The sequence below is a fragment of the Flectobacillus rivi genome, assembly GCF_030056655.1.
GTDB classification, from domain to species: domain Bacteria; phylum Bacteroidota; class Bacteroidia; order Cytophagales; family Spirosomataceae; genus Flectobacillus; species Flectobacillus rivi.
Genome location: NZ_JASHIE010000006.1, coordinates 330,592 through 349,761, shown reverse-complemented (window position 1 = coordinate 349,761; position 19,170 = coordinate 330,592). Strand labels below are relative to the sequence as shown.

Genomic DNA, 19,170 nt, shown 5'->3' with positions numbered 1-19,170 from the left:
GATAGTTTTTTCTAGTAGTTTTATCGTTACTCAAAATCTTTTATGATAATACTATTAGAAAGAATTGTTATTTTTTTTATAAAAACTTTAAATTTGACATGGCAAATGTAGATTTAAAAACAACCTCATTCCTAATTTTGGGGTACATCATTACTACATCAAAACCCTTTTTTTTCACTGTTTAGGCATATTTTAACTACGTCATACACAATTTTAGGATGATTGGAGCGACTTTGGAATTGACAAACTTGTTTTGTAGAAAAACTCTTCTTGCTTTTTTTACTTTTCTTCTGACTGGTAGCACACTTATCCGGAGTCAGACTTTTGTAGGCAATAGTATCAGTAATATTGGTACACCAGAAATTATCAATTTCAATAAACAACAATATGGTGCCCACTACCAAAACTGGGATGCCACCCAAGACCCACTTACGGGCTTTATGTATTTTGCCAATTCTAAAGGTATGTTGGAATATGATGGTAGTAACTGGAAAACATTTGAGCTTCCCCGAAAACAAATTGTAAGGTCTGTTGCTGCGGATGGCTCAGGTAAAATATATACAGGAGGTATGGCAAGTTTTGGTTATTGGGAAGCCAACGAGCATGGCGTTTTAGCCTATCATTCTCTAACACACTTGATACATGACAAGGAATTTTCTCGCGAAGAAATCTGGCACATCATTCCTTATCAAGAAGGGGTATTGTTTCAATCGTTTGCCTTTTTATATTTCTACAAAAATGGAAAAGTAACAAAGCTTAAAAACCCCGGAACCATCTTATTTGTGCATGAGGTACATCATCGATTATTTGTAGATGTGATCAATAAAGGTTTGTTCGAAATCGTAAATAATCAATTTAAGTTATTACCTGATGGAGAAAAATTAAGTCATGAAGCCATCGATGTGATTTTACCTTTTGAAGGAAATTCCTTATTGGTCTGTACCAATAATGGTTTGTTTGTACACAATGGCACATCTGTTAAGCCTCTGAATACTCAAACCAATGAGTTTTTTCAACTCTATCGCCTAAACCGTGCTATCAAACTCCATAATGGTCAATACTTATTTGGTACACTTTTGAATGGCATCGTTTTGACTGATGCTAATGGTAAAATTCTCCGCCATATCAACCAACGACAAGGCTTGCAAAATAACACAGTGCTTTCGCTGTATGAAGACAAAGTTCACAATGTCTGGGTTGGACTCGATAAAGGTATCGATTTGCTGATGCTAAGCTCACCCTTGAGCTATTTTAGAGATTTGGATGGGTATTTGGGAACCGTTTATGACATTGAATCATTAAATGGTTGGCTTTATGTAGGCACCAACCAAGGGGTATATTGTAAACCTATTAATTCCAGTACTCCTTTTAAACTAGTGCCTAAAACTCAAGGACAAGTATGGGATTTGGCGGTGATAGACCAACAGCTTTTTTGTGGGCATAATAATGGAACATTGCTAATTGAAAAAAATCAAGCACGACTCATTTCGGATATTACAGGAGGATGGACCATCAAAAAACTTAAAAGTAACCCCAATTGGTTGGTTCAAGGAACTTATACGAGACTATGCTTTTACAAAAAACAAGCAAATGGCTCATGGATATTTGACCACACACTCGAAAATCTTGGAGGCTCGTTTACGCAGGTAGAAGAAGATAATAATGGCTATTTGTGGGTGTATCGTCCATCAACAGGCATCAATCGAATTAAATTGGATCCAAGCTTCAAGAAAATTATGTCCAATCAATCTTTCGAAGGAGAAGAGTTTAGAAACAGTACTATTAATCTTCGTTCTTTCCAAAATAAGATACTCATCACTAGCCCCAAAGGAATCAAGTCATATCAGAACGATACCAGACAATTTCAGTTAGATGAGGACTTACAAAAGTGGCTTTTTGGAGAAGTTATCCATAAGATTTTTCCCATTTCAGCAAATGAATTATACGTACTTCGTAAAGATGGCTCGTTGAGCTATGCCAAAGTAGGGCAAAAACCCATCGATGTTCCCATCCCTAATAACCGTTGGGTGGATATATACGAGAATGTAGTAAAAATCAATTCTGGTGAAGTATTAGTCTGTACTGAAGATGGGTTTGTGATATTGCCCCCGTCTCAAATTCTAGATAAACAGACTTCTGCCAACATCAAACCTTTTATTAGAAGTGTATCGGTTGTAGACGATAGCACGGCGTATTTATATAGATTTCCTCCTCAAAATCAAGAAATTACGCTCGATTATAATGAAAACAGTTTAAGTATTATTTTTAGTACAACGAGTATTAGTCCGAAAACAAAATATAGTTATTGGTTGGAAAATGGTATGAAATCATGGTCGCCTTACCAACTAATATCCATGAAAGAGTTTAGTAATCTCCAACCTGGCTCCTACATATTTCACCTAAAATCGAATCAGAATGCTGAGGAAAACACTATTAGTATTACGATTTTGCCCCCATGGTATTGGAACGCTTGGAGTAAAGGCTTGTACACCGCCATTTTTATAGGCATAAATCTTTTATTCTATCGTTATCAGGACCGAAAATTTCGCTTAAAACAACTGAAAGAGCGCCGTAAATTAGAGCGTCGCCTTCGCAGACAAGCAGAATTAAGCGAGCAGGAAATCATTCGTTTGCGAAACGAGCAATTGGAACAAGATGTAATTAGAAAATCAGAAGAACTCGCCAACTCGACGATGACTTTGATTAAGAAAAATGAATTGCTGTTGGAGATAAAACAAGAGGTCGACAATCTCAAAAAAGAATCGGGGCGCAATGTTGGCAATCAAGCATATAGACAAATTATGAATTTGATTGACAGTAATATTTCGTCAGAACAAGATTGGCAAGTATTTGAGTCAAATTTTAATAAAGTCCATGAAGAGTTTTTGAAAAAACTGATTGAGCTTTATCCAAATCTCACGCCAAGTGATTTGAAATTGGCGGCCTATCTACGCATGAATCTTTCGAGTAAAGAAATTGCTCAATTGTTTAATATCACCAACCGAAGCGTGGAGCTAAAACGCTATCGTTTGCGTAAAAAAATGGAACTCGACACCGAGATCAATCTTGGTGAATTTATGATGAAAATCTAATAGTAAATGCCCAAAAACACATAGCGCCGTTGCATGCAACGGCTCCGAACAAAATTCTATAAAATCAACTCATTTCGATAGCAAACATTTAGCCATTCGCACTTCAAAGGATTTATTCCAATGTATATGGTAAAAATTCATCCACATTGGTTCCATAACGATGTAAATCTCGAATAATGGTCGAACTGATGGGTGCCAGATGTGGAGACGTTATCAAGAATACCGTTTCAAGCCCTTTTACCAGATATCTATTCACCTGCGAAATAGAGTTTTCATATTCAAAATCTGTCGTATTTCTTAATCCTCTCAGCAGAAAATTAGCATTCATTTCTTGAGCAACTGTAGCCGTCAGGTTATTATAAGCTACAACCTTTACAGGCTTTCCTACGAAAGTTTGCTCAATCCAAACAGTCATTTTTTCGATAGAGAAATAGCGATTTTTATTTGTATTGTGTCCAATACCGATAATTACCTCATCAAAAATCTCCAAAGCTCGTAGCACAATATCTTCATGCCCTTTGGTGAATGGATCAAATGACCCTGGGAAGAACGCAATTTTTTTATTCACTTTTTCTCAAGTTTTATTCACAGTTAAATGACTTAATTATACCTGCAATAAGCGGTCTCATTTCGTAAGCTAAAATTGCTTTTTATAAAAGGATAGATTTTCTCACCTAATTCCTACCATAGCCATAGCTTCCTAGTTCAAAAGTAAGTCTCGAACTAGGCCGTAAAACAATCTTTCATTCCAATATAATTTTTGGGAATCTGACCTTCCTCCCATACTCTTACGGTTTGATAACCCCCTAGTTCAACATTGGTAACATATTCAGAAAGAATCGCTAGCAATTGACCATCAGCGCCTAATTCTCCGAATAATTTTACGTAGGCTTTTTCGGGACTCATAGAAAGCTCACTTAGCGTAGCCAAAATATAAAAGAGTACGTCATTGGTCGACCTTGTCGGAAATCTATTACACAACTGCAATTTTCCATTATTGGTCACCACCACATTTATTGCGTCTTCTTTGATATAGACATACATCGCAGGTTGGAGACGAGACTCGGCTTTGGCAACTTCTAATAATATCTGACAAACAGGGATGTATTGAATCTCGACAAGCGGATACGTTTGTGAAAACCAATTTAATAACTCTGTTTCAACACTAAAAACATGCACTAATCCATAGGCTTCATCCATTTGAGAAAGAATCTGCTCTGAATTACTAATCAACTGACCTTTAGCCAATTGAAGATATTTTTGCAAAAATTCTTTTCTAAAATACGGCAAAGGCACTTGCACAAACGACTGAGAATCGCACTGAATATGAATTGAATGCCATTTGATAGACTTCAAAAATTCATGCGAAGAATAAATAAAACTAATATTGTCCACCACACTCGAATCGGCATCCAACCACGAAAGAGAATATTCTTCGACCCAAATAATTTGCGTTGTCACTGAATCCTTTACCCAAAAACAGAAACTCTTCGAAGAAATTTCGAAGAATAGCTGATAGGTTGGAATTTTCTCAACATCAAAATTTGGGAGAAAAAATTTTCCTTTAGGTTGAATATTTGAAATAATCGCCTCCAATTGTCGTATGGGGTTGAAGAGGGTAAAATCCATCATAAAGTACTAAATTGTATTTTCACTTCCAGAACCACTATCATTATTTCCTGTTATGACAAAATTAAATTTACATTAACAGGGATGCAAAAATACAATTCTGCTTCAAAATATGTGAAGAATTCTATGAATTGCAAACGATTATTCGTAATTTTTACTGACAATCAAGCGATTAGAATTCTGGTCAGTTGTAAAAAGATGTTTTGGCTAAATCAAAGCTGTGTTTATGGCTTTTTAGCACAAAATCCTTTGATAGAAAACAATTCATCCAAAGAGTTACAAAGAGAAAAAACTCTATGTGCTTGTGCAGTTGGCAATTGTTTGATTTCGTCAAAACTCATCCATTTAATTTCTTGAATTATTTGGTCTTTCATCTCTGGGTCAAAGCCCTTTTTGGCTTTTCCTTCTGTTATTTCGACCTTGAAAAATAATTCAATGGCATGAAGAGGAGGCTCTAGGAATTCATTTACAAAAAGCATCTCTCCTATCGATATTTCGGTTTGAGTTTCCTCTAAAAATTCTCTTTTCAGAGCTTCATTCACTGATTCGCCGTATTGAAGCCCCCCACCTGGCGGACACCAAAAGTCTGCTCCTTGCACTACACCAGCGTGATTAATCATTAATATTTTTTGGTCTTGGACACAAATTCCACATACTCTCAATCGTAGTTTTTGAGCATATAAATTCAAGACTTGTTCGTGTGCCACATCCGTAATGGTACTCATTATATTAGTTTGTTAATCAAGTGATTAAGTAAATTATTTATATATTGCTATATATCCATTTTAAAAGGCTTTGTTTCTATCAGTAATAATCAAATAGAGGCACATTTGCATCAGATACACCAAATTAATTAGGTAAAAATACAGCAAAAATTACTAGGATTTCACAAAATATCAGAATCATATTTCCGAATTGACAAATTTCTAAATCGTCATGTGTGATACATTCGTAGTGCCTCCCAAGTCAAGTAAAGATCATTGTTGGATTTTTGGAAAAAATTCCGACCGAGAACCCAATGAGGCTCAGTCGGTTGTCGATATACCTGCGCAAGAACATGCTATTGGGAGTATCTTGAATTGTACCTATCGAAGTGTCCCTCAAGCACGATTTACCAATCGAGTAATTCTCTCAAAACCCTTCTGGATGTGGGGTGCCGAAATGGGCGTCAACGAACAAGGTGTTGCAATTGGCAATGAAGCAGTTTTTACCAAGATTCCACTCAACAAAGAAAATACAGGACTAACAGGCATGGATATGCTCCGAATTGCCTTGGAGAGGAGTAATTCGGCTGAAAACGCCTTGGATTGTATCTTGGAACATCTCCACAATTTTGGACAAGATGCTTGTGGAGGGTATCAAAATCGGAATTTTTTCTATCATAATTCCTTCTTAATCGCCGATGCAGAAAAAGCTTTTGTTCTAGAAACAGCAGGTAAATTATGGGCTATTGAGTATGTAAAGGGTGCTCGTAGTATTTCTAATGGGCTTTCCATCGGAAACAATTATAATGAATTGGCACCTGATGCGATAGATTTTGCCAAAAAGAAAAAGTGGATAAAACCACATGAAGAGTTTAATTGGTCAAAAGCCTTTTCGTCGTCTTTTATGAGCTGGGCTAGCAGTTGTAAAGTACGACAAATACAAAGTACTTCTCAGGCACAGCAAGCTCATTTTGATTTACATCATGGTATCGACCTCTTGAGTTCTCACCATGATGATGAAGATTTTCGGGCGCACAAAGCCACCACCAAAGATATTTGTATGCACGCTACTGGTGTGCTTTGCCCAAACCAAACTGTTGGCTCAATGTTAGCATTTCTAAAACCACGCACCAATAGTTCGGTTTGGGTTACTAATACCTCTAATCCATGTTTGTCAGTTTTTAAGCCTTTATATTTTTACGATAAATCAGAACTACCGCTTCAACCAACGCAATCGGCTGATAATTCGATTTGGTGGCAAGCCGAAAAACTACATAGATTGCTCCTGTCGGGGAAAATTGAAGAACCTCATTTTCAACACATTATTCAAGATATTGCTAAAACGAGAGACACTATCCATCATCAAGCTATTGGGCACGATGTATTGGTAAAACAGGGATTAATGTCGCCCGTTTCAGCCACCCGATTTGCCTTTCAATCATATCAAAACCATTTGAAAGACTGGTTACAATGGGCAAATCAGTCTCCACAAAAGCGTTTGGTATATCCTCCTCTTTATAGTTTTTTCTGGAAAAAACAGGGTAAAAGTGTAGGGTTGTAAATAATTGCAGGGTTTTGGAAAACGAGTCATCTCCAATTTAGCGAATTGAGATTGAGTGATTATTCTTTAAATCTACGTTTCATCAGTAGAGACGCAATGCTTTGCGTCTAAATATGTCATTTTGGAATATAGTATCAAACATGAGTCATCCCTAATTTTAAGATTGGGATTATCCTCCAAGTTTTCATCAAAAAAGCGGTCGGAAAATATTTTCCGACCGCTTTTTGCTAGATATGACTTGGCTTAAGACGCAATCATTGCGTCTCTACTGCTAGAAGACAACATTTAACATAATCACTCATTCGTTCAATCACTCAATCTCTAAATTCAGGATGATTCAACTCACTATGTGCCTTTGTGCCTATTCCCTTATTTACTCCACTCCATGATATAGGTATATGGCGCCATACGTCCAATTAGGTCCTTCAAGATTTGGATAATTATATCTATCCATCATCAAAGCAACATACTTAAAAGGGTATCCATCTGGTAATTGTACAACGTTTGGCCAAACTCTTGTGCCAGCCTTCTCATCCCAAGGTGGCAAATCCATTTTCAACGTTCCTACACTTTGTAAATCTGGATAAGAATAAATAAAGATTTCTCTTTCTTGACTTCCTGAAAAGCAATAGCGCTGGTCACCTATTTTTTGAATAGATGTCCCAGTAGAATTATGACTAACTGGTCCTGCAATTTTCTGATAGTTTTTATTCCAGTCCTTTGACTCAAGCATTACAGCTTTATATCCACCTTGATTTTCACAGGTCAAAATCCTCCATTTCTTAGCTTTTGAATCATACAAGATATGTGGGTCCTCAATATCACCAACAATCCCAAAAGGCGTTGCCTTCATGATTGAAAAACCAAATCGAGGGTCTTTGGTACTTTCGATTGCGAGCAGTTGTTTCTTTTCTTGAGGATTGGCATACGCACTAAACCCAGTTGTCAAGCCACGCCATAATTTTTCTTTTCTATCATAAAAAATATGTGAAGCAATTTCATTGCGGAGTAAACCGTCATTTCTATCAAAGAGTACGATTCCTTCGAACTTTAGGTCAAACAAACTTGGATTCATACTGAATACGCCTTGAATATGATGAGGCAATGCCCTACCACGTATCGACATTGTATACCACAGACGTCCTTGGTCGAGCATAGGCTCTCCGTCTTCGTAGGTGATGGCTCGAATATCGGCAAGTCCCATACCCGCACCCAATACCGAACTTACTTTATTGACCTCTACCCTACCCGATTGCAAAGAGACAAACAAATGACTTTGATAGGTATGAAGACATTCTTTTTTTCGTAAATCCAAATACTGACTAAAATCGGATTGTCCAATCGGCATAATTTGTCCCTCCGACTGTGCAAATAAGGTCAGTCCGCTTCCTAGCATTTGGAGGATAATTTTTTGTGGTATCCCTCCTTTCTTAAAACCTTTATTGGTAATAGCCTCCTCTGACAACGTTTTGCCTTGGCTAATAATTTTTTGCTGAACTCCTGCTATTTGGTTATTTAAGAATTGAATTTTTATCAAAAATTGCGACGTTCTTTCTTGATTAGTAAACTCAAATCCAACGTCGCCATTGCCCTCCAAATGCCCTAACTCAATGCTGTAGGTAGCAAAAGGATTAAAACCTCCAAACCAAATAGAAGTTTGACTTTCGAGAGTTGATTGCAAAATTAACTGTTTATTTTTGAGCAAAATCTCTGCCTGAGTAGACAAATGGTGCTTCACAGGGTACATCGAAGGCATCCCGATTATTTCCTCAGGAATCAATGAGGCTAAGGGGAGCGCCAATTTTTCATCAAAAATAAATCTACGAACACCTTGTCGGACAAATTTGATTTTTTCTGGTGAAGGCGCATTTTGTGCTTGAAGATTTACAATAGAAAGCCAGAACAGCATCCAGATGGGTAATAATTTCGAAATTTTCATAGAATTGGGATAGTCGCAGAAAGGCCGTTAACCTTTCTGCGATTTGACATTTGTACTATACTACCGAAGTTATGGAAGACAAATGAGGTTTGGTAACCTTGTTTACACTGTTCCAATTCAAATGATTTTCTTAGAAAAGAGGTTTATTTTTCAAGAATCAACAACTCTGTGGTATCCTTTTTTATGCCACTGGCTGTTGTAATCTGAAACTGATATTGCAGTCCATTTTTGGTTAAGGAAAGTTTGCCTTCTCCCGTAGCTAACCTGCCATAGTCTCTTACTCTACCATGTACTTTCTCAAAAATCAAATATTTTTTTTCAGCTACTTCATATAGAAAGCGGTGTTTGACAATACCTTTTTTCCGATGATACAAATTCAAATTGCCATACTGTGAGGTAAGAGAATCTTGAAAAAAAGGAAAAAGAAATACCGTTGCCAGCAAATACACATACGCGCTTTTCAGGGTATTCAGCAATATAAAAATCAATCCTCCCACAAGGTAAAACATGTAATAAAAAGTAATCGCTCTGAGGGGTTTAACATGCAAGACAAATAATATAATTCCTGAACTGTAAAGCCCTAAATTGAGGATATAACTCAAGCTCGCATTCAATCTGTAGGTGCTAAAGTGTAACAGAAAGTTACACACAAATACTAGCAATAATCCTAGATGTAAAGTAGATAGTTTATTTAGGTGTTTCATAATATGTATATTTTAGTGTAAACAAATACTTTTTAAATTGATTTTAGTATCAAAACTGCCGCTTTGTCCTTCCACGGTGATTGATATGATTTGAACATCTGATAATCCGTTGCTTTTTCTTCCAAAGTCTCCCCTGTGAAGATATTAAACCATTTCGCTTCAAATTTGCCCTGAGATTGTTTGGGGACAACCACGTTGATTTGATAATTTTCGGCAGGAACAAAATACAAGTATAGACCTTTTCCATCGGTCAAAGGATACCCACTTGTCGAAAAATTATCATTTCCTATACGACTATTAATGGTTAATTTGGGTTTATAAGGTAACAAAGTATTGTAATCATACTTTGTAAACAGACTTTGGAGATGTTTGTAATAGTCAAATCTTGGGGTAGGAAATGGCTGTTTTCCGTTTAAAGCATCATGAATAACAATATCCCAAGAAGTGTTTTGCCAATAATAACTCGAATACACTCCTGCAAAAACACATTGATAGTTTCTGGTCAAACACACTTCTGGATTTACATAATTGCCTACAAATGACGGATAAGGTGCTTCTTCATAACCTCCATGCTCGATATTCATAACAGGTTTAGATGGATGTTTTTGGTAAGCTTCCAAACTAAGCGAATAGAGATCTGAACGCCAATTTTGTATTGAAATAATATCAACTTTATCAGGTTCGCGGGCACAATATTCGTAATCATGCACTGTCAGAAGATGTTTGTAAGCATCATTTCGGCGAATCCGCTCTATGCGCTCATTGATATAGGGTATATCGCAGCGTCCATAATCTAAAGCTTCTTTGGACACATCCCAAAGTACATTTGGATAGGCTTGATAACGCTTAATGACGTAATCAAAATACCGATTATCTTCGGCAGAATACATGGTTGGCCAATTAACTTTTTTATTCCAAACATAAATCATTAAATGTGCCACAATACCATTTTCATGCAAGTGCTGAATCACTCGGTCAAGATGTTGAAAAAAATCTGTATTAAGCTGACTAAAATCTGGATTTTCGTTGGTGCCTTTAAAAACGGTGTAAGGGGGCTTTTTGTAGCTATACTGTGAGGGTACATTATCAGGAACTTTCCAACCAACATCGTATGCATACACATTCATTACCACTTGATTAAAGCCATTTTCTTTGACAGAATGGATGATTTCTGTGGTTTTTGGTAACTCGTTTGTATTGTTTTTGTCGAGCGCAAAAAGCCAATCTAGTTCAAACGCTAAAGCAAAATAAGGCTTCCCGTCTTGATAAATCATTTTTTGTGGATTTTCGGGCGAAATAGCTATTGAACTGTGAATATTTTCGTTTGTGTTTTTCTCCGCCTTTATTGTACCTCTCAAGCCTGCAAGCGAATTTACCGTTGAAAAAGTTTGATATTGAAAAACGCCTATTTTTTCAGGAGTAAAGCGTAAAACATACTCTCCATTTCCATGATAAAATCCTTGAATCGTTAATTTTTTATTCGTCTCATCAGTAAATTCAGCGCCAAACGTAATATCGAAAGGATTTTCGGTAGGTAGTTTAGTGACCTTGAAAACAATATCCACAGGCTGATATTGGCTAGCAGTAAGCTTGGTATTTTTTGAATCGAATGCTACTTTTTTTTGACCAAAAATTGCTGATGGTAAGAAAAGTAAAATGGTTAATACAACCTTTATTAATTTCATAGCTGGTTATAAATTAGATACTAAAAATACAAACATAAGAGTTTGTCCATATTTCCCAATACAATTGAATCATTCAATAGAGAGGAAATTCACTACAAGTTTATCTCGTTTTCATATTTGAAGATATACATTTTGTCAAAAGCTGGGATAAGCGCTTTCTCGTCCATAAATTTCTTTTAATTTTGGCCTGACAACAATCCCTCCTCATGAACGCAGTTATCGACCATTTTCAAAAATATATTCTTTTAAATGACGAAGAAAGGAATCTTATTCTTCCCAAAGTTTCTCACAAAAAAGTAAAAAGGCGCCATACCATTCTTCAAGAAGGAATGGTGTGTAAGCATTATTCTTTTGTAGTAGGAGGCTGTTTTCGGATGTATGGTATCGACGATAAGGGCTACGAACATAATATTCAGTTTGCAGCCGAAGGAGATTGGATTTCGGATATAGGGAGTTTTCATTCGGGCAAAACGAGCCAGTTATATATCGAGGCAATAGAGCCTTCCGAGGTGATTCAGATAGAACAGCAAGATTTGTATTTTCTGTATAATCATATTCCCAAGCTAAATCGAATTTTCAAGGTTATCATGGAAAATAAATTCGTTGAGCTTCAAAATAGGGTGCTTCAAACATTTAGTTCTACGGCAGAACAACGCTATCTAAGTTTTTTGGAACAATATCCCAATTTATCAAGTAGGTTACCAAATACCCAAATTGCCTCGTATTTGGGTATAACACCAGAGTTTTTGAGTAAAATTCGGAAAGATATTACCAAAAAATAACAGAAATATATGAGTGCTGAATGATGAGTTGTGAATTTTGAATGTACTTTTAATTATCAATACTTTACATTCACAAAAAAAGCTAGTTCGAGATTACGTCTCGGACTAGCCAATATGTTTTGCCTACTGCCTAAAGCTTACTAATACAATCTTATTTTGCATCGTATTTCGTTACTTTCAAATCTTTGAAATATCCTTCTGTCCAGTTTCCTACCCAAAGTCCAATGCTGCCAGCGTTATTTTCCCCATGTTTTAAATCATTGACAATCAAAGATGGTTGTTTGTTATTATTCAAAAATAATTTTGCTTTTACCCCTTCAACTTCTATTCTCATCGTAATCCATTCGTTGAGTCCCATGTCAGCATAAGATTCGTATTTTTCTGGAGCTTCCTTTCTGAAGCGATCAAAGTCGTAATCTGGAAATGAGAAATACTGTATGCTATGATTTCGGCGAACTTGGTCGTCTGCTCTCCCATTCGTAGGACGAATATATATACTTTCGAATTTGCTATGATTTTCATTAATTCTAAAAGCCAAACCGATAAAACCTCTCGAAGTAGATGGAGCGTTTTTCATCAATCGACTCAAAACTTTTACCTCGATACTTCCATTTTTGAGCATCAAACCCTTCAATTTAACAAATGTTGGTTGGTCAGCTCCTTGGGTTGTAGTGTCATATTCTACTTTCACAACATCTTTACCTTGCATTTTCACCAAAGACAAATACACCTGACTAGGTTCGAGATTTTCCTTACTTAATTTTATATTCTGAGCTAAAACACTCATACTGAACAAGCTAATAATGAGGAGCAAAACACTTTCTTTCATAGTCGTTATCAACGTTTAGTTTTTCAAAAAAGGGACAATACTTGCCCAAGTTGCAGGAAAGTTTTCCGAAAAACAAACGTGACCCGTGTTAGGAATAATACTCAACTGAGCATTGGGAATCATATTATAGGCATTAATAACCGTAGGTAAAGGGGCATTTCTATCCAATTCGCCTGCCATTAACAACACAGGGCACTTAATAGAGGCAAACAATTCTTTACTGGCGGTCATTGTATTATAAAAAGTCTCCATACCAGCCCAGAACTCTTCTAATCGCTGAGGTTGTGGCATTAAGGCTTTTTGTTGGGTCCAATATGGCGGGTCTAAAGCAAGTAATTCTTTAGGATTGAAAACTACTTTGCGAAGCCCAGGAATTTGTTCGCCTGCTCCTATAGCAATCATTTTTTTGATACGCTCTGGATACATACTAGCCACTTTATAGGCCGTATATGCCCCATCACTAAAGCCCAAAATAATGGCTTTGTCGGGAGTTACGGCATTGATAACGGCCATAACATCATTGGCTTTTTTCTCATAAGTAATAGGTAACGAGCCAATTTCTGACTTTCCATGCCCACGAGTCGAAATTGCAATTACTTGAAAGTTCTGTTTCAAACTGTCAATAAAATTAGCCATTTCGATGGTTGAACCTAAAATCCCTCCATGTAGAATAACAATGGGTTGCTTTTTTCCGTGAGTAGCACCGCCATAAACTTCGTAATAGATTTTGGCATCGTTTGCTTGGACATAATGACCCGCAGAAGGATTATTGCCGTAAGGAGTTTTATGAATAGTATTGGGAGCTTGCATCGCACCTCTAAAAGGAGCTTGCGCTAAACTACTAAATCCACTCAATATGAAGAGTATTAGGATTGTTAATTTGTGCATATTCATGGCTTTTCAATAAATCTATTTAAATATCATTTACCTTTTCGCTCGTCTTCTTTAGCTTCAATGCTCTTTTCGTTACTTTCAAATCTTTAAAATAGCCTATTGTTGCAATATCAACAAATAATCCGATGCTTCCCTTTTTTGATTTGCCTAACATTTTATCTACAATAAATGAAGAGTATTTAAGATTGTTGATAAACATTTCAGCAGACTCACCATTCACTTCGATTCGCATTGTAATCCATTCATTCAAGGCCACTGGAGCAGAACCTTCATATTTGAAAGGAGCCATTTTTCGCAGCGTATCAAACTTGAAATTTGGATAAGCAAAATACTGAACTGTATGGCTCCTATACAATTGATTATCTGACCTTCCTACTTTTGGACGAAGATAAATAGACTCAAACGCCGAGTTGTTATCTTGGATTCTATAATAAAGCCCAATAAAACCTGCTGCTCCAGCAAATGGCGACGGATTTTGAATTTGACTATACATTTTTACTTCAATCGTGCCGTTTTCGAAATCATCCAAACCTTCAAGACGAGCATAATGAATATCGTCCACAGTAGCTTCCAATCGGTTTATATCAAATGGAAATGCTTTTAAATCTCTTTCGATTTTTAAAACATCTTTACCTTGAAATTTGACTACTTCTCCAGTTACATTAAAGAGCTTAAAGGTTTGCTTGCCAAATTGGAGGCTTTGTCCAAAACTATTAAGAGTAAGAAAATAAAATAAGCTATACAAAACATATTTTTTCATTGTCTGATTTATTTAAAATACCACGAATAACCTTTTGAAGATATTCGTGGCAATATAGTGATTGAGTTAAAACAACTTCTCCTGTGGAGGTTTCACACCAGCCAAACGAAGATAAACGGTAGATTGTCCTCTTTGGTGCGTTTGATGTTCAAAGCTTTTTTGTAAAACCATTTCTTTGGTCAAATCAAATCTACCAAAGAGCTTAATGTGTTCATTTAGTTGAGCTGGTGTCATGGTTTTGATGGCGGCAATTACATAATCATAGCCTTCCAAAACCAATTTGCTTACGTTAGCTTTTGATTTATCTGCTGATTTTTCTAACCCTGCAACTCCTTCTGGACTTTTTACCCCAGTCGCTGCCGATACAAAAGCATAATCTGTATCGGTCAAGTGCAACATTTGTTCAGCAAATGAACGCATTTCAGGTGTAGGTTTGAAAGCATATCCTGACTCAGGCATAGCATCCAAATATTCTTTGGTATATGCTTTGGCTCTTTCCCATTCCTTTACTATATCGTTGGTTGTTGTTTGCGCTTGCGAAAAAATTGTGCTTCCCAAAAGAAGGCAAATGGTGATGATAGATTTCATATTTGTTCGTAAAAAAGTTTGTTATGTTTCGTTCTAAGACAGCCTAATGATTATATCTTACTTTTTGCTTCTGCTATTGTAACGGTTTTTCCCAATGCACCAAACTCATGCAAATCGCCAAAAACCTCAATACGAATCGATTGGTCTAAACCTCCTACCCTTACAGGAGCAAAGCCATTGTCAAGAATAAGTTGTTCGACTGAGAAGTTAATATTGGTATCGTCGGTAGCATAAAACAGTACCGCTGCATCAGGCTGTTGGTTAGCAGAGTTTGCCAACGAAGCTGCCCCTAAAGTTCCCAAAGCTTTGGCAAGTTTGGAGCCATTAGGTAAAATAGAAGCATTGATAAGACCTGCAGACTCATTTTCTCCAATGATTTTATCAAAACCTCCTTTTTCATTTGGAGCAATAGGATTGGAAGGATCAATCACAATTTTACCTTGAAATAGAGATTCATATTGTTGAAAAAGCTCTTTAATGGCACTAAACCAAACCGCCAAAACAATTATATCTGCTTCTTTGATTGCCTCCTCAATACTCGAAGGCTTAGCCAGCGTACCTAACTCTGTCGCCAATTGTTGTGATTTTTCAAAAGTTCTATCTGCAACAATGATAGCGCGATGATGGTTAACAAGATTTTTTGCCACCACTTGACCAATATTGCCAAGCCCAATAATGGCTACTTTTGAAGGATTAGAATTTTCCATTGTCGTATATGTTTTGATTGATTGACAATGCAAAATTAGGGAGAAGGAGCAGCAGCCACCCTTAACCTATCTTAGGAAATAGGCTTAAACTAGATTAAGGGTAAATTTTAGTGCTGAATTGTGAGTGGTGAGCTGAAGTTAATAAAATTCTCTGTCGTGCCTAGGGAGCATCCATAAAGGAAAATAACATTTAAAATAATTTCAACTATTTGATAACCAAAACATTAAATATAAAATTACAAATCTCATCACTTCTCAAAACTTACAAAAAAAGCCTTTGGAGTTTCCAAAGGCCTACATTTTAACTATTATTTTTTTCACCCAAAAATGGCTGATTATAGTATCGCTTACCAGTCGACTTGTACAAAGCGTTGGCAACAGCACCAAATACAGGTGGAAATGGCGGTTCCCCAAGTCCTGTAGGATCTATGTCATTTTGAACAAAATGTACATCTATTTTTTTAGGTGCTTCGTTATGGCGAATCATACGATAGTTATGGAAATTGCTTTGTTCTGCTGCTCCATTTTTATGCGTTAAAGCCCCATAAAACGAATTACCAATCCCGTCAACTACTGCCCCTTGTATCATGTTGATTGCGGCATCGGGGTTTACAACCACCCCACAGTCGATGGCACTAGTTACGTGCTCTACATAAGGTTGTCCGTCACGTATTACCATATCAACCACATGACCTGCATAGGACGCATGGCAAAAGTAGGCGGCTACACCTCGTTTTTTGCCATTATTTTCGGGTTTGCCCCAGCCAGATTTTTCTTTGAGTAATTCTAATACACCTGCATATCTGCTAGCGTCATACTCATTATTTTTTCCTACGGGGTTTTCTTTAGCACGTTTTAGTAAATCAAGACGAAACTCAATCGGATCTTTTCCCATTGCTTCTGCTACTTCGTCTAAAAAGGACTGTTCTGCCGCAGCATTGAAGTTGGAACGAGGAGCACGAAAAGCTCCAATGGTAATATTGGAAGGAATTTCCCACCCTTCAACTAAGTAATTATCGACTGCTCCAGCGGGAAAACGATTGGCATGGATAGGATTTTCAGGAATACCTCCTCCTATTATATGAAACCCAATCAAATTTTTATTGGCATCCAACGCTGCTCGATAGGTTGCTGTGTACATGGGGCGATAAATGCCGTAAGTCATATCGTCCTCACGAGTATAGATCAATTTTATTGGCGCTTTCAATCGTTGAGAAATACGAGCCGCTTCATAGGCATATTGTGCATACGCTCTACGACCGAAACCTCCACCCATTCGAGTCATTTGGATTTCAATTTTATCGGCAGGTAAGTTCAGAATTTTTGCTAAAGTGGGCTCTGTCCAACCAGGTGCCTGTATTGGTCCTGCCACTAAGGCTTTATCTGCTTCTACATGAGCAAAGAAATTCATAGGTTCCATGCAGTTATGTGCCAGAAATGGCGCATTATAGGTACGCTCGATTACCATTGCTGCATTTTTGAAAGCCGTTTCGGGGTCGCCATCTTTACGATATTGCTGTGCTGTTTTTGCGGAGTGCCGCCCATTAGCATATTCAGCCATTAATGCCAATTGGTCACTTGTGGTTTCTAATCTGGCGGGAATGGTTACTTCTCTCTTACCGCCTCGTCCCATCATGGTTTCTTTGATCTCGCCAGTGGGTTCCCATTGAACTTTGAGTTTTTTACGAGCGTTCATTACTTCCCACGTAGATTTACCCACAATGGCAATCATTTCGTTGGAAGTACGAGTATCAAAACCTGCTTGTTCAAAACCATCATCGTATAGTTTAAAACTAAAAATGTCTTTGATTCCTGGCATTTTTAAGGCTTGAGAAGCATCAAAAGATTTGAGTTTCATCCCAAAAGCAGGTGGATGCTGAATCATCGCAATCAGCATTCCATCCACATGATAATCCATTCCAAAAAGTGGCTTACCTGTTACCACTTTCAATCCTTCTGTGTTTTTCTTTGAATTTCTTACAATAGAAAAATCTTTAGGCGATTTCAACTTTACATTTTTGGGAATAGGAATGCTTGAAGCTTTACTAGCCATTTCACCATATTTTGCCGATTTACCGCTTGAGTGAGCTAAAATGCCTCCTTTGGTTGTAATTTCAGAAGCTGGTACACCCCACGATTGGGCAGCAGCTTCAACGAGCATTTCTCTGGCAGTTGCCCCTGCATTTCGCAAAGGGTTCCAATACATTCTCACAGAGTTACTTCCTCCTGTAAACTGTGCTCCGTATTTTACATTATCATGAGTACTCATTTCTACCACGACGTTCTTCCAATCTACATCGAGCTCCTCTGCAACAATCATGGGAAGTGAAGTCATCACATTTTGCCCAAATTCTGGATTCGGACAAAGTATTTTGACTGTATTATCAGGAGTAATTTTGATGTATGCTGTTAATTCGTTCCATTGCTCAGCGTTGTTTAATGTGTGTTTTTTCTCAGCAGCTTTTGCTTCCGCAAACCAACTAAAACTAAGCATCAAGCCACCTCCTGCTAATGCAGAAGACCGTAAAAAATCTCTTCTACTGTGTGATTGTATATTTTTCATAGTCTTTTCTTATTTAGCATTTGATGTTTTAGCTGCCGTTTTGATTGCTTCTTTTATTCTGAGGTAAGTACCACAACGGCAAATATTTCCGCTCATAGCATTGTCAATGTCTTCATCAGTTGGCTTAGGATTACTTTTTAGTAAAGCTGATGCCGACATAATTTGTCCACTTTGACAATAACCGCACTGAGCAACATCGTGTTCGAGCCATGCTTGTTGAACAGGATGCTTACCAGTTTCAGATAAGCCTTCAATTGTAGTAATAGCAGATTTACCAATGGCTGATACAGGTAATACACATGAACGAGTTGCATTTCCATCCAAATGAATGGTACAAGCACCACACATCGCCATTCCACAACCAAACTTTGTACCTGTCATTTTTAGATGATCTCTCAACACCCAAAGAATTGGTGTGGATGGATCAACATCTATCTGCTGAGTTTTTCCGTTTATTTTTAGAGAATATTTTGCCATAATGCTAGTTAATTACTTTAGATGGATGATTAACAAAACTATACGATAAAGTCAAGGTTAAATAATGCTATTCAAATAAAAACTTACAATTTTCAAACATTCTGATGTATCTAAAATTATAAATTTTTACTGAGAAGTTTACAGTAAAAACACTTGTCTCTTCCACTGGATAAGGAATGGTACGATTCCTTACAAAAATTGTTGTTCGAATACCTAGATGATCTCCCCTCTTCTTCTTTATTACCTAGTATTTGCC

16 protein-coding genes are annotated in these 19,170 nt (G+C 37.0%); 3 read left to right on the top strand and 13 right to left on the bottom strand.

What is annotated here, in order from left to right:
- Window positions 1-218 precede the first annotated feature (218 nt).
- Window positions 219-3,092, top strand: coding sequence for a two-component regulator propeller domain-containing protein (locus QM481_RS11165; protein WP_283381834.1), 2,874 nt, complete (start codon window positions 219-221; stop codon window positions 3,090-3,092).
- 112 nt (window positions 3,093-3,204) lie between these two features.
- Here the strand turns inward: QM481_RS11165 and coaD are convergent, their stop codons facing one another.
- The 3 genes from coaD to QM481_RS11150 all read right to left on the bottom strand — a co-directional run bounded on the left by coaD (window position 3,205) and on the right by QM481_RS11150 (window position 5,446).
- A complete protein-coding gene (coaD, locus tag QM481_RS11160) occupies window positions 3,205-3,660 on the bottom strand; it encodes a pantetheine-phosphate adenylyltransferase (protein ID WP_283381833.1) in 456 nt (151 codons plus the stop codon).
- Window positions 3,661-3,815: 155 nt separating this feature from the next.
- Complete coding sequence (locus tag QM481_RS11155) at window positions 3,816-4,724, bottom strand: DUF3822 family protein (protein WP_283381832.1); 909 nt, start codon at window positions 4,722-4,724, stop codon at window positions 3,816-3,818.
- A gap of 221 nt (window positions 4,725-4,945) precedes the next feature.
- Window positions 4,946-5,446 carry an NUDIX domain-containing protein gene (locus tag QM481_RS11150; RefSeq protein ID WP_166553138.1) on the bottom strand — a complete coding sequence of 167 codons (501 nt, stop codon included), beginning with the start codon at window positions 5,444-5,446 and terminating at the stop codon, window positions 4,946-4,948.
- Window positions 5,447-5,657: 211 nt separating this feature from the next.
- On the opposite strand from QM481_RS11150, the gene QM481_RS11145 reads away from it, so the two are divergent.
- Window positions 5,658-6,986: a peptidase C69 family protein gene (locus tag QM481_RS11145; protein WP_283381831.1), complete on the top strand. Its 1,329-nt coding sequence runs from the start codon at window positions 5,658-5,660 to the stop codon at window positions 6,984-6,986.
- Between the two features lie 373 nt (window positions 6,987-7,359).
- Here QM481_RS11145 and QM481_RS11140 read toward each other — a convergent pair whose 3' ends face one another.
- The 3 genes from QM481_RS11140 to QM481_RS11130 all read right to left on the bottom strand — a co-directional run bounded on the left by QM481_RS11140 (window position 7,360) and on the right by QM481_RS11130 (window position 11,314).
- Window positions 7,360-8,925 carry a hypothetical protein gene (locus tag QM481_RS11140; protein ID WP_283381830.1) on the bottom strand — a complete coding sequence of 522 codons (1,566 nt, stop codon included), beginning with the start codon at window positions 8,923-8,925 and terminating at the stop codon, window positions 7,360-7,362.
- Between the two features lie 143 nt (window positions 8,926-9,068).
- On the bottom strand, window positions 9,069-9,629 hold the full coding sequence (locus QM481_RS11135; RefSeq protein WP_283381829.1) for a hypothetical protein: 561 nt from the start codon (window positions 9,627-9,629) through the stop codon (window positions 9,069-9,071).
- A gap of 32 nt (window positions 9,630-9,661) precedes the next feature.
- Window positions 9,662-11,314 (bottom strand): DUF5060 domain-containing protein, encoded by a 1,653-nt coding sequence (locus tag QM481_RS11130; RefSeq protein ID WP_283381828.1) that lies wholly within the window; start codon window positions 11,312-11,314, stop codon window positions 9,662-9,664.
- 206 nt (window positions 11,315-11,520) lie between these two features.
- On the opposite strand from QM481_RS11130, the gene QM481_RS11125 reads away from it, so the two are divergent.
- Window positions 11,521-12,096, top strand: a complete 576-nt coding sequence (locus QM481_RS11125; protein WP_283381827.1) for a Crp/Fnr family transcriptional regulator — start codon at window positions 11,521-11,523, stop codon at window positions 12,094-12,096.
- Between the two features lie 151 nt (window positions 12,097-12,247).
- Here QM481_RS11125 and QM481_RS11120 read toward each other — a convergent pair whose 3' ends face one another.
- The 7 genes from QM481_RS11120 to QM481_RS11090 form a co-directional block, all read right to left on the bottom strand.
- The gene (locus QM481_RS11120) at window positions 12,248-12,925 is read right to left on the bottom strand and encodes a hypothetical protein (protein ID WP_283381826.1); all 678 of its coding nucleotides are present in this window, start codon (window positions 12,923-12,925) and stop codon (window positions 12,248-12,250) included.
- Window positions 12,926-12,940: 15 nt separating this feature from the next.
- Window positions 12,941-13,813, bottom strand: coding sequence for an alpha/beta fold hydrolase (locus tag QM481_RS11115; protein WP_283381825.1), 873 nt, complete (start codon window positions 13,811-13,813; stop codon window positions 12,941-12,943).
- Window positions 13,814-13,838: 25 nt separating this feature from the next.
- Window positions 13,839-14,579: a LamG domain-containing protein gene (locus tag QM481_RS11110; protein WP_283381824.1), complete on the bottom strand. Its 741-nt coding sequence runs from the start codon at window positions 14,577-14,579 to the stop codon at window positions 13,839-13,841.
- Window positions 14,580-14,645: 66 nt separating this feature from the next.
- Window positions 14,646-15,167: a DinB family protein gene (locus QM481_RS11105; RefSeq protein ID WP_283381823.1), complete on the bottom strand. Its 522-nt coding sequence runs from the start codon at window positions 15,165-15,167 to the stop codon at window positions 14,646-14,648.
- Window positions 15,168-15,217: 50 nt separating this feature from the next.
- Window positions 15,218-15,874, bottom strand: coding sequence for an NADPH-dependent F420 reductase (locus tag QM481_RS11100; RefSeq protein WP_283381822.1), 657 nt, complete (start codon window positions 15,872-15,874; stop codon window positions 15,218-15,220).
- Window positions 15,875-16,175: 301 nt separating this feature from the next.
- Window positions 16,176-18,437, bottom strand: a complete 2,262-nt coding sequence (locus QM481_RS11095; RefSeq protein WP_283381821.1) for a xanthine dehydrogenase family protein molybdopterin-binding subunit — start codon at window positions 18,435-18,437, stop codon at window positions 16,176-16,178.
- A gap of 9 nt (window positions 18,438-18,446) precedes the next feature.
- Window positions 18,447-18,914, bottom strand: coding sequence for a (2Fe-2S)-binding protein (locus tag QM481_RS11090; protein WP_283327853.1), 468 nt, complete (start codon window positions 18,912-18,914; stop codon window positions 18,447-18,449).
- Window positions 18,915-19,170 lie beyond the last annotated feature (256 nt).